Raw genomic sequence first — 14,896 nt, 5'->3', positions numbered from 1 at the left:
AAAAAACCGCAGTTATTGTAAAATGACTGCGGTTTTTTTGTGTCTGTCTTATGGCGATAAAAAGTTGTTGTAGTTCGAAATTAACTGATTTCTGGAATAGTCCCGCCTAAACTTTGCCATTTATTCACAATGTAACAAAATAGCTCTGCAGTGCGTTCAGTGTCGTATAGAGCAGAATGGGCTTCCTTTTGATCAAATGCAATGCCAGCAGCCATACAAGCTTTTACTAATACAGTTTGACCTAAGGCTAATCCAGCCAAGGAGGTGGTATCAAAAGACACAAAAGGGTGAAAAGGGCTGCGTTTTATATGACTACGTTCGATAGCAGCATTGACAAAGCCCTGATCGAAAGCAGCATTGTGAGCGACGATTACTGAGCGTTGGCAATCCGCTGCTTTTTGTTCTTTACGTATGTTTTTACATAAATCTTTCATCGCTTCAGTTTCGTCCAAAGCGCCACGTAAAGCACAGTATGGATCTATACCATTAAACTCTAAAGCAGCCTTTTCTAGATTGGCTCCTTCAAAAGGATTAACGTGATAATGAAAGGTTTTGTCTGGATAAATAAAACCATTTTCATCCATTTTGGTGGTGACCGCTGCAATTTCTAATAAGGCATCGGTTTTAGCGTTGAACCCTGCGGTTTCAACATCAACAACAACTGGGAAATACCCTCTAAAACGATTTTTTAATTTAAATGAATCTGTCATGGAAACCTAACAAATGAACTAGTAAGCTAATTATCGCAAGGTTCTATTATCAACGCCACCTCTTAACTTAACTATCCTAGAGAAATAAATATTTAAATAAATTATGATTCTACGCTTAAGTGTTTAGTTAATATTGTCGATATCACATATTAAGCGGGGGCTGTTTATTTATGATAACAAAATTATTCAGAGTTTTTCTGTGTTTTAGTATGAGTGTTTGGACGATCAGTGGTTCGGCAGCGTTACGCCAATATGTGGCAAAAGTTGAAAATTCAGAATGGCAACTTAAACAAAAAAATCGTCTGCAATGCACCTTAAGTCATGCTTTACCAGGATATGGTGAGGCCATGTTTACCAGTTTTGCTTCGAAGCAGTTAAATATGGAATTTGAGTTAGACATGTTGCGTTTGCCTAAATCATATGGTGTCGCAGCAGTGTACTCTGTGCCTCCAAAATGGATGCCAGGGCAAGTGCAAAGAGCCATTGCTGATATGACCATTCGTAAACAATATGATGGTGATTTACCCGAACAAGCAGCATGGACTATGTTGTCTGAACTTGAGAAAGGGTTCTGGCCAACTATATATTATCAAGATTGGTACAACCAATACGACAGAGTATCGGTTGGTCTAAATGCTAGTAACTTTGCTCAGCCTTACACCGAATTTGCTGAATGTGTTGCTAACCTACTACCATACAGCTTTCAAGATATTGCCTACACAACCTTAACTTATCAGTTTAATAATACTGTTTTGACTAAGTACTCGCAAAAACGTTTAGCTATGATAGGCGAATACCTAAAAGAAGACACAGATTTGGAGCTTGTTCTACTTGACGGTTACACCGATAGTTATGGCGGTAGAGCAATTAACAAGCAAGTTTCTATTAGGCGAGCTGTGGAAATTAAAGACTTCTTTCGTTCGATGGGCGTAGCGCCAGATCGGATTGAGGTGACGGGACACGGTGAAAGACGCCATATTTCACCGAATATTAATGAAACCACGCGAGGTAAAAACCGTAGGGTGATTATTAGAATGACTAAACCTTAAATTTACACTCTGACCTAATAAGCCTAATTTCGTTGAAGTTGGGTTTTGTTTTAATTCTACTTGAATTTATTTTTTGCCTTGTGATTTTTAGTTATTTTATTTGCGACTTTTGCTTATTATTTTTGCCCTAGGTAAAGTGGGGTTAAATTAATTATAGTGATCTAAAGCAAGATGAAAAATGACATTAAGTTAAGCCAAAACACCAATAATCCTTCTAGAAGACAATTCGTCAAACAAATTGCCGCCACCTCAGTTGGATTATTATCTGCAAGTTTTGGCTCTCATGCACAAGATGCCAGCCGTTATTTACCTGGTGCTGCTCCTATTCGCTACCCGGAGCCTGATGTTGTAGCCCTAGATAAACGATTCACTTATAAAGTGGGTAACGCTGCAATTGAGCGAATCTACACTGGCATGCGCTGGGCTGAAGGGCCTGCTTGGAATGCCGTAGGTCGTTATTTGCTTTGGAGCGATATCCCTTCAGACGAACAACTTAGATACATCGAAGAAGATGATCATGTGTCGCGTAATTTTCGTAAACCTTCAAATAATAGCAATGGCAATACCTTTGATTTTCAAGGTAGACAAATTGCTTGTGAACATCTGCAAAGAAGAGTAGTGCGTTATGAACACGATGGAAGTGTTACGGTGTTAACTGATTCTTTTGGTGACAAATCTTACAATGCGCCTAACGATGTGGTGGTACATCCTAATGATGGCAGTATTTGGTTTACAGATCCTGGTTATGGCTCTTTAGGCTGGTATGAAGGCACCAAAGCCAATACTGGTTCATCGCAACCCTATCAAAAAGAAGCGATATTTCGTATAGACGGGCAGAACGGTAAAGTAACTAAGCTAACAGAAGACTTGGTCAAACCAAATGGATTGTGTTTTTCTCATGACTACAAAAAATTGTATGTATCTGACTCAGGGGCAAGTACAAGTTTAATACGTGTGTGGGATATAGATGGTACTAGGTTAAAAAATGGAAAAACCTTTGCCACTATGCAGTTTGATGGTAAAAAAGGTGGAGCCGACGGTATTCGTGCAGATATTCACGGCAATATTTGGTCAAGTGCTGGTTGGGCTGGCGAGGGGTTTGACGGAGTGCATATTTTTGCACCAAACGGAGATCGTATAGGTTTAATCAAACTGCCAGAAATTTGTTCTAATTTGTGTTTTGGAGGGGAGCATAGAAACCGATTGTTTATGACAGCAAGCCAATCTATTTATTCAGTTTATGTAGGAACGCAAGGTGCGCATATTACCTAAGCTAAGTTGCGGATACTTTTGAAGTGTTTTAGAAAAGATAAATGAGTTAGTTAAAGTACTGGTTAACTAACTCGTGTATGAGTATGCGACTTAGCTGTTACATAGGCTACTGACTATATCGACGTTCTACTTTTTCAAGTAATGCGTCATCTTCAACCTCTAATATTACTCTGCGTTCGAGGATAATGCGGCCAAGAACTTGAGAGCTGTTGTCTATTCGTAAAGTGGGTAATGAGTCTTCGCTGTTTTTCCACCAAGAATCTTTATTGTTGTTTTCATACACAATATCGCCTTCCACGACCGAGTTATTTAATATTTTAATGTCGCCGTTTACGGTTTTGACTTGGGCGCCAACTGTCGTGCCAATTAACGTAATTTCTCCGTTGACGGTTGATACATCCTTACCAACACTCGAGTTTTCACTTAAACGTATCCCGCCATTGACAGTGCTCAGGTCTTTTTCAACGTTAAGGTTTGATTTGGCGTCAATTCCACCATTGACTGTTGAAGCGCTTTTTATAGTTACGTTACGGCCAATATCAATACCACCGTTTACCGTTTCAACATTTTTTGCCGTCACACCGTTAGCTAAATCAATGCCACCATTAACTGAAGATAAGTTTTTCACATGCTGGTGTTCTTTAATATCTATACCACCAAATACAGTATCGTGGGACTGGTGTTTATTGGCGCGGTGCTGATTGTTATCGTTTTCGTGAGCACCTACATGAATAATGCATCCTGAGGTACTAATTGCAGTGGCAATAATAATTGCGGTTAATGTTAAGCGTGAATGTTTCATGTTTTCCCTTTAATTATGATTAATTTGTGTTGTTTGTAAATAACCTTCTACTTAAGGCAGGTAATGTGCCAGAGTTTAAGTAATTGAAAATATTACAAATATTCAAAACTGTTAATCATTAGTCGTTAAGAAAAGCACAAAGGTTGGTGAAATATACAAATATTTAGTTAAAAACTAAAACCGTCAAGCAAAGACGGTTTTATTGAGTGATAGGGTTTAGTATGGGATTCATCGTTTTTGACAATATTGATCACCATAATAATTGTTTGGATAATTACAGTTTAGCGTTTCTTTTTTAGTGGTATTTGGGCGAAGCACTAGTTTTACTTGATTTATTATTTGTGTCATTGGAATTTCCTTGATTAGTTAAGACATATTTATAATGCCTTTTATCAATAAGTTAGAAAATTCGATTGTTTTAATAATATGCTTCCATAAAACTAAAGCATTCTAATTATTTACATTTGCTCGTTAATTGTTGAGTAAAAATAGTTTTTAAAGTAGTTAATTCATTAGTTCGAACATAGTTAGGTCTGATGATTAGCGAAATAGTTCTATGTGGCCCTGGTTCGTTTAAATGTATGGCTCTTAATTCAGATTCATTATGAGTGAGCTGATCTAGCGCCATTTGCGGCACTAGGGTAGTGCCCATTTTCCCCGCCACCATTTGTATAAGAGTATGCAAGCTAGCCGAGTCAAAATCTGAATCTTGTTTTTTGTTTTGCAAGCTACAGGCGGCTAGAGCATGTTCTTTTAAACAATGGCCATCTTTTAACAGCATTAATTTATCAATTTCTAGCTCTTCGCTAGTAATCTCCTTTACTCTTGTTGGGCATTCATCTTTATGGCAAACCCAATAAAAGTCTTCTTGCCAAAAGTCAAAACTCATTAACCCTTCTATTGGGTAAGGTAAGGCTAAAATAGCGGTATCTATCTCGCCTATTCTGACTTTTTCCACCAATACATGGGATTGGTCTTCAATAATTCTTAATTTGAAGTTGGGATATTGTTTTCTTACTTCTGGTAAAACCTTGGGCAATAGGTAAGGGCCAATAGTCGGGATAATGCCTATTGTCATAGGACTGGAGAAAGGCTGTTTATTGCTTCTAGACAGCTGCAATAACTCGTCATACTCCAATTTGACTTTTTTGGCTTTTTCAAGAATTGGTCGGCCTTCATCTGTTACCAAGACTTGTTTGTTATTACGTTCAAAAATAGCAAAACCAAGTTGTTTTTCTAATTCATTAATGGCAGTGCTTAATGCTGACTGGGAAACATTGCATATTTCTGCGGCCTTTTTGAAATGTAAGGTTTTTTCAATGGCTAAGGCGTAATGCAATTGTTTAAGGGAGACCATATTATTCACGAGTAGTTTTATTAAACCTGATCTTGATCTTAACAACTTATTTAGGATTAACTAACTTTTATTCCCTTTTGCATATTTTATAAGAACACCTTCAAAACAATTAAAGTTCTCATAAATTAAGGAGTAACAAGACAATTTAGGATATTAATCACTAACTTCTGTAAAACAGAAGATTATCTTCAATTTAATTAATTGTTAATAAACATATCTCACTTCTAAGCTTATTTGTGCACACATTTTCATGCACGAAAGAATGAGGAACATAAAATGTTAAAACAATCACGCTCACTAATCGTAGCTGTTTCAGTTGCGTTAGGTACTATTACAATACCTACGTCAGTACAGGCAAATGAAGCCAAAACGAATCAGTTTTGGTGGCCTGAACAATTAAATTTAAGCCCCCTTCGTCAACATGGAGAAGAGTCGAACCCTTATGGAAAACAATTTGATTATGCGCAAGCTTTTGCCGGCCTTAATTTGAACCAAGTAAAACAGGATATTGAAGTTACTCTAAAAGATTCCAAAGCCTGGTGGCCTGCTGACTGGGGGCATTATGGGCCTTTGATGATTAGAATGGCATGGCACAGTGCAGGTGTGTACCGAGTGAATGATGGTCGCGGTGGGGCTGCGGGGGGACAGCAACGTTTCGATCCGCTAAATAGCTGGCCAGACAACGCAAATTTAGATAAAGCAAGGCGTTTATTATGGCCAGTGAAACAAAAGTATGGCCGTAATCTATCTTGGGCCGATTTAATGGTGTTATCGGGCAACGTTGCGCTTGAATCTATGGGATTCAAAACTTTTGGCTTTGCTGGTGGTAGAACTGATGATTGGGAGCCGGACTTAGTTTATTGGGGACCAGAAACCGCCATGCTTGATGACAAACGTCGGGACAAAAAAGGTAAGTTAAAAGGGCCTCTTGCTGCGGTAGAAATGGGCTTGATTTATGTCAATCCAGAAGGACCTCACGGTAAACCAGATCCTTTACTTGCTGCTAATGACATTAGAATGTCGTTTGGCCGAATGGCGATGAATGATGAAGAAATTGTAGCTTTAATTGCAGGGGGTCATACGTTAGGTAAAGCGCACGGAGCTAAAAAGCCTAGTGAATGTGTAGGCGCAGAGCCGGCAGCGGCAGCAATTGAAGAGCAAGGACTTGGTTGGAAAAATAAATGTGGCTCGGGAGTTGGTGCTGACACAACAACCAGTGGTTTAGAAGGTGCATGGACGGTTACTCCCACTCAATGGTCATCTAATTATTTAGACAACCTAATTAATTTTAATTGGGTATTAACCAAAAGCCCAGCCGGAGCTAAACAGTGGATACCTGATGATGAAAGTGCTGCCTTTTTAGTACCCGATGCACACATTCCTAACAAACGTCATGCTCCTATCATGTTCACAACTGATATCGCATTGAAGGAAGATCCAAGTTTTCGCAAAGTGGTAGATCGTTTTAGAGCAAACCCTGAAGAATTTGATAAAGCGTTTGCCAAAGCCTGGTTTAAATTAACTCACAGAGATATGGGGCCTCGTGCAAGGTATGTGGGTAGCGAAGTGCCGTCAGAAGTGTTGTTATGGCAAGATCCTCTACCAGAAGTTTCATCCAAGATCATCACTGACAAAGATATTTCAGAACTCAAAAAGCAATTATCAAATTTGGGTCTATCCAATGATGAGCTGGTTAGAACTGCTTGGGCGTCCGCTTCAAGTCATAGGGTAACCGACATGCGTGGTGGGGCTAATGGTGCACGAATTCAACTCGAGCCTCAAGTAAGCTGGGCCGTGAACAACCCAACTGAATTGAAAAAGGTACTAGCAAAGTTACGTTCGGTTAAAGACTCATTCAATGCTGAGTCAACTAGTCGTAATGTGTCTTTGGCTGATGTGATTGTATTAGCGGGAGCTGTGGCTATTGAAGATGCAGCTAAAAAAGCAGGCCATAAAGTGTCTGTGCCATTTAAGGCTGGCCGAGTGGACGCCTTACAAGGGCAAACAGATGTAGAGTCTTTTAATTATTTAAAACCTCATGCAGATGGCTTCCGAAACTATTACAGTGGCGAAAGCTATATGTCACCAGCTGAAATGTTAGTAGATAAAGCTAACTTGTTAGGTTTGAATGTGCCAGAAATGACAGTGTTAGTAGGTGGGATGCGTGTATTAAATGCCAATTACGATAGTTCGTCAGTGGGTATACTAACTGAGCAACCTGGTGCGTTAAGTCAGGACTTTTTTGTAAACCTATTAGATATGTCTACGGTGTGGACTAAAGCAAAATCAATGGAAGGTTTATATGAAGGACATGATAGAGAGTCGGGCCAGTTAAAGTGGCAGGCATCGCCAGTTGATCTGATATTTGGCTCTAACTCTGAATTACGTGCTATTGCTGAGGTTTATGCATCAGACGACGCTAATAAAAAGTTTGTTGATGATTTTATTAGTGCTTGGGTCAAAGTGATGCAATTAGATCGTTTTGATTTAAAGTAAAGGCCTAAAATTACTCATAATAAAAACCTGCCACAAGTTATTGTGACAGGTTTTTTTAGTTGTATGTCACCTTAAGTAATTCTGTTTTTTGGAATATAAAGTTCAATTTAATCAAATTTACCAATCACAACATTAGCCCTAATATGTCTCACATCGAAAGCGAATAGGCTTTTGAAACTTAATCAAAATTTGTATTTTTAATTAACGAGGAAATAGACATGGCTCAAATAGGCAAAACCATTCCAGAGTTTACAGCTCAAGCATTCCATAACGGCGAATTTGTTGAAGTAACATCAGAATCTGTAAAAGGTAAGTGGTCAATTTTTTTATTCTACCCAGCTGATTTTACTTTTGTTTGCCCAACTGAATTAGAAGATATGGCTAACCAGTATGAAGAGCTACAACAGTTAGGTGTAGAAGTGTACGCAGTATCTACAGATACACACTTTTCACATAAAGCTTGGCATGACTCTTCAGAGGCAATTGGAAAAATTAAGTTTCCAATGATCGGTGACCAAACAGGTAATATCACACGTGGATTTGATGTGATGATTGAAGAAGATCACATGGCACACCGTGGTACTTTCTTAGCAGATCCTGATGGTGTAATCCAAGTGGCTCATATCCACGCTGGTGGTATTGGACGAAGTGCAAAAGATATGGTGCGCAACGTTAAAGCTGCACAGTATGTTCGTGAAAATGATGGTGAAGTATGTCCTGCCGCTTGGGAACAAGGTGAAGCTACTTTAACACCAAGCCTAGACTTAGTAGGTAAAATCTAAGCTTAGATAAATAAGCTTAAGTAAATAAACTAAATTAAAAGCGAGTTAATAATGAAAGTTATTAACTCGCTTTTTTTGTTTATATGTTTCAACAAGAAACCCTGTATCTATTAAAACTCTCAACTCTACTTTGCTCAATTAGTAACTAGTTCAGTATTTTAGAATATAAACTTTTATTTTATTAATTTTATTAATTAACGAGTGTTCCTTAATATAACCACATAGAAAGCAAACACGCTTTTATCAATCAAATTAAATTAAATATAAGGGTAACACTATGTTAAACAACGATATTTTAAACGCACTTAAATCTTATACTCAAAATATGTCCAATAAAGTATCACTTGTTTTACAGACAGGTGAACATGCAAAGCGAGCTGAATTAAAAGAGTTCTTAACTCAGCTGTGCTCTGTTTCAGAAAACTTAAACTTGATAGAGCGTGACGATAATTTGCGTAGCCCAATTACTTTTTATTTAGAAGTTGAAGACAAAAATAATGGCATTCATTTTTCGGGCATTCCCAGTGGTCATGAGTTCAACTCGCTAATATTAGCGATTTTACAGTCATCGGGAACTGAGCTTAAGCTTGATAAAACCTTAAGTGGCATGATTAAAAATATAAAAGATAAACTACATTTTGAAGTGTTTATTTCTCTTAGCTGTCATAACTGCCCTGATGTTGTGCAGTCACTGAACCAGTTTGCATTATTAAACAGTGAAATAAGCTCTGAAATGATTGATGGCGGTTTATTCCAAGAACTAATTGAAGAAAGAAATATTCAAGGTGTACCAAGTGTTTACTTAAATGGCGAGTTATTTGCCAATGGTAAAATCGACACGGCTCAATTGGTGGATAAATTAATTGAACGTTTTCCATATATTGTTAATGCTGCAAGTTCAGAGCAGTTACCTTTACAAGATGTAACAGTGATAGGAGCAGGCCCAGCTGGAGTAGCTGCTGCTATTTACGCCGCACGTAAAGGCTTAAACGTGACTATGATCGCAGATCGTATAGGCGGCCAAGTAAAAGATACTGTGGGTATCGAAAACTTAATCTCAGTGGCCAAAACCACTGGTACTGAGCTAACTGGCAATATGCAAGCTCATATGAGTGATTATGAGATCAACATAAAAGAGTTCCTTCGAGTCGACAAAATTGAGCGAGATCCTGCTAACGAAAATGCTCCGAAAACTTTGACTTTATCTAGTGGTGAAGTGATAAAGTCAAAAACTGTAGTCATAGCAACGGGGGCTAAATGGAGAGAGTTAGGCATTCCTGGAGAAAAAGAATATACAGGTTCAGGTGTGGCTTATTGTCCACATTGTGATGGACCTTTCTTTAAGGGCAAAGATGTTGCAGTTGTAGGTGGCGGTAACTCGGGTATTGAGGCCGCGCTAGATTTAGCTGGTATGGTTAATCATGTGACTGTGTTTGAATTTTTACCTGAGCTTAAAGCTGATAAGGTATTGGTAGATAAGGCTGAAGCACATGACAAAATTACTATTATCAAAAACGTTGCTACCAAAGAAGTGCTTGCAAAGGACGGTAAAGTAGCGGGCCTAGCCTACGAAGATAGAGAAACAGGTGACATTCACCAGCAAAATTTGTCAGGTGTTTTTGTACAAATTGGTTTAGTGCCTAACAGTGAATTTTTAGATGGTGTAGTTGACAGAACTAAATACGGTGAAGTGATTATTGATGAAAAGTGCAATACATCTACACCAGGTATTTTTGCTGCAGGTGATGTATCAACTGTGCCATACAAACAAATAGTAATCGCTATGGGTGAAGGCGCAAAAGCTTCGTTATCTGCTTTTGATTATATCATTAGAGAAAGTTAATTTTTACGTCAAGCATAAAAACACCTGAACTTTTTCAGGTGTTTTTATGGATTTTAATGTCGGTTATCCTTGTTTTTTGTTATCAAATCGTACATCTTGCTTTCACCTTTTATTATCAGTTCATGAGCGTTTTTGCATGTTAACCAATTCTCAAAAAACCGCATACCAACAAGATGGTTATCTAGTATTAGATGAATATTTCACTCCTTCTCAGATGGATACTTTAAAACAGTCAGCAATGCAAATTGTTGATGACTTTGATCCTGACTCTACTCGTTCGGTATTTTCAACCCAAGATCAGAATAAAACTCGTGATGATTATTTTTTGTCGTCTGGGGATAAAATAAGATGCTTTTTCGAAGAAGATGCATTTGATGATAACGGCAAGTTAAAACAAGCTAAGTCACTCAGTATTAATAAAATTGGTCATGCCCTGCATACCTTATCGCCAGAATTTAAAGCTTTTAGTCATAACGCTAAAATTAAAACCATTGCTGAAGCACTAGGTCAGCAAAAACCACAAATCCACCAATCTATGTATATTTTTAAGCAACCTAAAATTGGTGGCGTAATTCGTTGGCATCAAGACGCCACTTATTTTTTGACTGATCCTATTTCTGTTATTACGTTTTGGTTCGCGGTAGAAGATGCCACAATCGAAAACGGATGTTTGCAGGTGCAGTCGGGTGGCGAGCCAATTCCACTTAAAGAGCAGTTTTTGCGTTACTCAGATGACCAAACAGAGCTTAAACAATTACATGATATGCCCTGGCCAAATGACGATTGTGCAAAACCTTTAGAGGTAAAAAAAGGTACCTTGGTGGTATTTAATGGAGAATTACCCCACTTTAGTGCACCTAATATCTCTACTAAATCACGCCATGCTTTTACCTTACATATCACCTGCGCAAACACTAAGTATGCTAAGGAAAATTGGCTTCAGGCCACACCATCTGCCCTTCTTTAATTTATAAATGCAAATAAAATTAAAGATAATGCCATTAAAACAATGGCATTAGAGAAGCACTGCTTTTCCATTTTTTGCAGACTCAAAGGCGGCATTAACTATATTGATATCTTTGAGCCCTTCTTCGCCAGGCACCAGAACAGGGCTTTTATTTAAGATAGCTAATGCATCATTATCCATTTGTAATGCTTGTTGAATACCGGAGTAGGGAGCAAGTACTTTTCCATCACTGGTGGTTCCGGTGACCCCAGTGTAACTCTGCATAGGCGACAGTTGATACCAGCCTGTTTTACATTCAACTCTAGCTTTGTTAAACCTTTTGACCACGCTAGTGCCACAATCAGCTGATAAACCGTTAGCAAAATCTAAGGTAAAATAAGTGGTTTCGTCTACTTCTTTAAAAATATCTGGGTGTGATTTTTCGTGGCTGGCTGTGATAGATATTGGCTCTAACCCTGTTAAAAATCGTGCTTCGTTAACAGCATATACGCCCATGTCATACATAGCTCCGCCACCCATAGCTTTTTGCATACGCCAATTGTCAGCAGGCCCACCATTTCCACCATAACCAGCAAAGGCAGATAAGCTTTTAATTTTTCCATACGGGAGTGACTTGTGATAAGCCGCCATTTCACGGGTATTGGGCTCGTGTTGCATGCGATAACCTACGGATAAATTTACCTTATTTTTATTACATACATCTATGATTTGTTGGCATTGTTTAACTGTCATCGCCATAGGTTTTTCGCACCAAACATGTTTACCTGCGTTTGCCGCAATTTCGCAATATTTTAGATGTAATGCAGTAGGCACCACCACGTAAACTATGTCTATGTCTGGGTTATTGGCTATTTCATGCATGGTTTCATAGGAATAAACATTACTATCTTTAATGCCATATTTCTTTTGCCAAACAGGTATTTTATCTGGGCTACCAGTCACTATGCCCCTTAACTCGCAATGTTCAGTGATGTTTAATGCTGGAGCAAGCAGGTCTCGACTGTAATAACCTAGGCCGACTAAAGCCACCCCGAGTTTATTTTTGTGATTTGTGCTAGACAAAGAAAGCGGAGAATAGGCCGATACTGCCAGGCTAGCAGTAGTCATGGTTATAAAATCTCGTCGAGAAATAATTGGCATAGAGGACTCTTAGGCTAATTTGGTAAAGTAAGTAATAGCAGACTACCAAATATCTGCTGATAACAATTTGTCATAAACGCATTATGTTTTATATCGGTATACTAAATAGGGTATTATCTGGGGTATTCATAGCATTTTTATGGAATGACTTAATACGTGTTTGAATTAGAAAAATTTAGTTTACAAGGCAAAGTGCCACAGGAAGAGTGGAAGATTCGGGTCGACTTAGCTGCATGTTATCGTTTGGTAGCTGAATTGGGTTGGGGAGATTTGATCTATACCCATTTGTCTGCGCGAGTACCAAATACCGACCACTATCTTGTGAACGCCTTCGGTTTGGCCTTTGATGAAGTCACTGCATCTAACTTAGTTAAAGTTGATTTACAGGGCAATGTACTTGATGGGTCTCCTTATCAAATCAATCCAGCTGGGTTTACTATCCATAGCGCAATTCATGAAGTGCGTCATGACGCTCATTGTGTGATCCATCTGCATACTAAGGCAACCATAAGTGTGGCAACTGTTGAAGGAGGATTAAAACCTTGGAGTCAATACGCCATGTTTTCACTTTCGTCATTAAGTTATCATGGTTACGAAGGGTTAGCGGTAAATGCAGATGAAAAACTGCGCTTGCAAAATGATCTGGGTACAACCAATCATATGTTATTGCATAACCACGGTGGTTTGACGCTTGGTCCAACTGTGGGGGATGCTTTTATGCGCTTTTATGATTTACAACGCGCATGTGAAATTCAAATGGAGTTACTTCAATCCGGTCAACCTATTATTGAGATCCCACAACACATAGTTGATGGAATTTATGCCCAAGCAAATGTGGTACATAGTGGTCAAACAGGAGGCCAAAAAGCATGGCCTTCAATGTTAAGACGAGCTTACAAACTTGATCCTACATTTTGCGACTAGTGTGTGGATTAACACCAATCTATTCTCACCTTTATTATTAGAATTATTAATCAGGAAAATTAAATGAAAATTAATCGTGTTGAAATCTTTGACATACATTGTCCTAAACGTCCACCTTGGAATCCTGTATTTATCCGTATACATACCGATGAAGGTATTACAGGGGTTGGCGAAGCTGGCCTTGCTTATGATTTAGGCCACAGTGCAGCAGCACACATGATTAAAGAAATTGCTGAAGCCATGCTAATTGGTTTTAATCCCATGAATACCGAACTGTTATGGTCGCGTATGTTACGTGAAAGTTTCTGGGGATTAGGTGGTGGTCCAGTCTTGTATGCTGCAATGAGCGCGATAGATACAGCTTTATGGGACATCAAAGGTAAAGCCTTTGGTGTACCTGTCTATCAATTACTTGGTGGTAAAACTAATGGCAAACTTAGAACCTACGCTAGTCAGTTGCAGTTTGATTGGGATAAAGAGTGCACAAAATTAACTCGGCCCGAGCAATACGCAGAAGCCGCTTTAAAAGCAGTGGCTGAAGGTTACGATGCAGTAAAGGTCGACCCTATTGTTTATGACCAAGACGGTAACTCATCTTTTGATCGCACTAAGTTGTTTACTAAGCCACAAATGCGCTTGTTTGGTGACCGACTACGTGCAATTAGAAACGCTGTTGGTCCTGATGTTGATATTATCTTCGAGTCCCATTCATTAATGGGCGCCGCTTCAGCTATTCAAATGGGCGAGGTCATCGAAGAAGTTGAATGCATGATGTACGAAGAGCCAGTTAATTATCTAAACTCTGCAGTACATAAAAAAGTAGCTGAAAATGTACGAGTACCTATTGCAGGTGGCGAGCGTCTATATCATCGCTGGGATGTGCGTCCGTACTTCGAAGATCAAAGTATAGATGTGTTGCAACCAGATGTGGGTTTATGTGGTGGTTTCACTGAAACCAAAAAAGTATGTGATTATGCTGATGTTTACGATATTCGAGTGCAAGCTCACGTGTGCGGTGGCCCAGTAGCAACTGCAGCAAGCCTACATTTAGAAACAGCCATTCCTAATTTTTTGATCCACGAACACCACACCTATGCCATTAAAGAGTGGAACCGTGAATTGTGTATTCAAGATCCACAACCTGTGAATGGTTTCTTTGAAGTATCAGAAGAGCCGGGTATTGGCATTGAATTAAATAACGAGATTGTTTATCGCTCTCCACATATGGAAGTGAAATAGTCTTTTTATGAAAGACAATTAGAAGAGACATAACAATAACGTTTAATTAATGTTCAAAAAAAGGCCCGAAAGGGTCTTTTTGTTTAATAAATCAGCAGTCAGTTAATTAATTTAAAAAAGGGGTTGCAGTGAGAGAAGTTATCTCTATAATGCGCACCTCGCTTCGGGGAGTCAGCCAAAACGGTGACCTTCGAGACAAGAAATATGTAGTATATCTCTTGTCAGTGTAATGCCTTTGAGGCTTTATATTTAGCGGGATGCAGCGAAGTGTTTAGTTTAAAATAAATTAAAATATTTTGTTGACATCGAATCGGA

12 protein-coding genes are annotated in these 14,896 nt (G+C 38.7%); 8 read left to right on the top strand and 4 right to left on the bottom strand.

Going from position 1 to position 14,896, the window contains the following annotated elements:
- Positions 1-80: 80 nt before the first annotated feature.
- Complete coding sequence (gene rnt, locus L0668_RS17800; protein ID WP_235314080.1) at positions 81-710, bottom strand: ribonuclease T; 630 nt, start codon at positions 708-710, stop codon at positions 81-83.
- A gap of 209 nt (positions 711-919) precedes the next feature.
- Between rnt and L0668_RS17795 the strand changes: the two genes are divergently transcribed.
- Positions 920-1,759, top strand: coding sequence for a flagellar protein MotY (locus L0668_RS17795; protein ID WP_370659913.1), 840 nt, complete (start codon positions 920-922; stop codon positions 1,757-1,759).
- Positions 1,760-1,930: 171 nt separating this feature from the next.
- Positions 1,931-3,031 carry an SMP-30/gluconolactonase/LRE family protein gene (locus L0668_RS17790; RefSeq protein WP_235314078.1) on the top strand — a complete coding sequence of 367 codons (1,101 nt, stop codon included), beginning with the start codon at positions 1,931-1,933 and terminating at the stop codon, positions 3,029-3,031.
- 106 nt (positions 3,032-3,137) lie between these two features.
- Here L0668_RS17790 and L0668_RS17785 read toward each other — a convergent pair whose 3' ends face one another.
- Both L0668_RS17785 and L0668_RS17780 read right to left on the bottom strand, forming a co-directional pair.
- On the bottom strand, positions 3,138-3,833 hold the full coding sequence (locus L0668_RS17785) for a DUF4097 family beta strand repeat-containing protein (RefSeq protein ID WP_235314077.1): 696 nt from the start codon (positions 3,831-3,833) through the stop codon (positions 3,138-3,140).
- 454 nt (positions 3,834-4,287) lie between these two features.
- Positions 4,288-5,190 carry a hydrogen peroxide-inducible genes activator gene (locus L0668_RS17780; protein ID WP_235314152.1) on the bottom strand — a complete coding sequence of 301 codons (903 nt, stop codon included), beginning with the start codon at positions 5,188-5,190 and terminating at the stop codon, positions 4,288-4,290.
- Between the two features lie 276 nt (positions 5,191-5,466).
- Here L0668_RS17780 and katG point away from each other — a divergent pair, with 276 nt between their 5' ends.
- The 4 genes from katG (at position 5,467) to L0668_RS17760 (ending at position 11,278) form a co-directional block, all read left to right on the top strand.
- Positions 5,467-7,686 carry a catalase/peroxidase HPI gene (gene katG, locus L0668_RS17775; protein WP_235314076.1) on the top strand — a complete coding sequence of 740 codons (2,220 nt, stop codon included), beginning with the start codon at positions 5,467-5,469 and terminating at the stop codon, positions 7,684-7,686.
- Between the two features lie 218 nt (positions 7,687-7,904).
- Positions 7,905-8,468: an alkyl hydroperoxide reductase subunit C gene (gene ahpC, locus L0668_RS17770; RefSeq protein ID WP_235314075.1), complete on the top strand. Its 564-nt coding sequence runs from the start codon at positions 7,905-7,907 to the stop codon at positions 8,466-8,468.
- Between the two features lie 277 nt (positions 8,469-8,745).
- Positions 8,746-10,311, top strand: coding sequence for an alkyl hydroperoxide reductase subunit F (ahpF, locus tag L0668_RS17765; protein WP_235314074.1), 1,566 nt, complete (start codon positions 8,746-8,748; stop codon positions 10,309-10,311).
- A 136-nt stretch (positions 10,312-10,447) separates the two neighbouring features.
- Positions 10,448-11,278 carry a phytanoyl-CoA dioxygenase family protein gene (locus L0668_RS17760; RefSeq protein ID WP_235314073.1) on the top strand — a complete coding sequence of 277 codons (831 nt, stop codon included), beginning with the start codon at positions 10,448-10,450 and terminating at the stop codon, positions 11,276-11,278.
- A gap of 48 nt (positions 11,279-11,326) precedes the next feature.
- On the opposite strand, the gene L0668_RS17755 is transcribed toward L0668_RS17760, so the two are convergent.
- Entirely contained in the window at positions 11,327-12,418 is a 1,092-nt protein-coding gene (locus tag L0668_RS17755) for a Gfo/Idh/MocA family protein (RefSeq protein ID WP_235314072.1), read from the bottom strand.
- 156 nt (positions 12,419-12,574) lie between these two features.
- Between L0668_RS17755 and L0668_RS17750 the strand changes: the two genes are divergently transcribed.
- Positions 12,575-13,342 carry a class II aldolase/adducin family protein gene (locus tag L0668_RS17750; protein ID WP_235314071.1) on the top strand — a complete coding sequence of 256 codons (768 nt, stop codon included), beginning with the start codon at positions 12,575-12,577 and terminating at the stop codon, positions 13,340-13,342.
- Positions 13,343-13,405: 63 nt separating this feature from the next.
- Positions 13,406-14,581: a mandelate racemase/muconate lactonizing enzyme family protein gene (locus tag L0668_RS17745; RefSeq protein ID WP_235314070.1), complete on the top strand. Its 1,176-nt coding sequence runs from the start codon at positions 13,406-13,408 to the stop codon at positions 14,579-14,581.
- The last annotated feature ends 315 nt before the right edge of the window (positions 14,582-14,896 follow it).

Origin of the sequence: Paraglaciecola algarum (genome assembly GCF_021532655.1) — a bacterium.
Lineage (GTDB): Bacteria > Pseudomonadota > Gammaproteobacteria > Enterobacterales > Alteromonadaceae > Paraglaciecola > Paraglaciecola algarum.
This window is presented reverse-complemented; position numbering and strand designations above follow the sequence as displayed.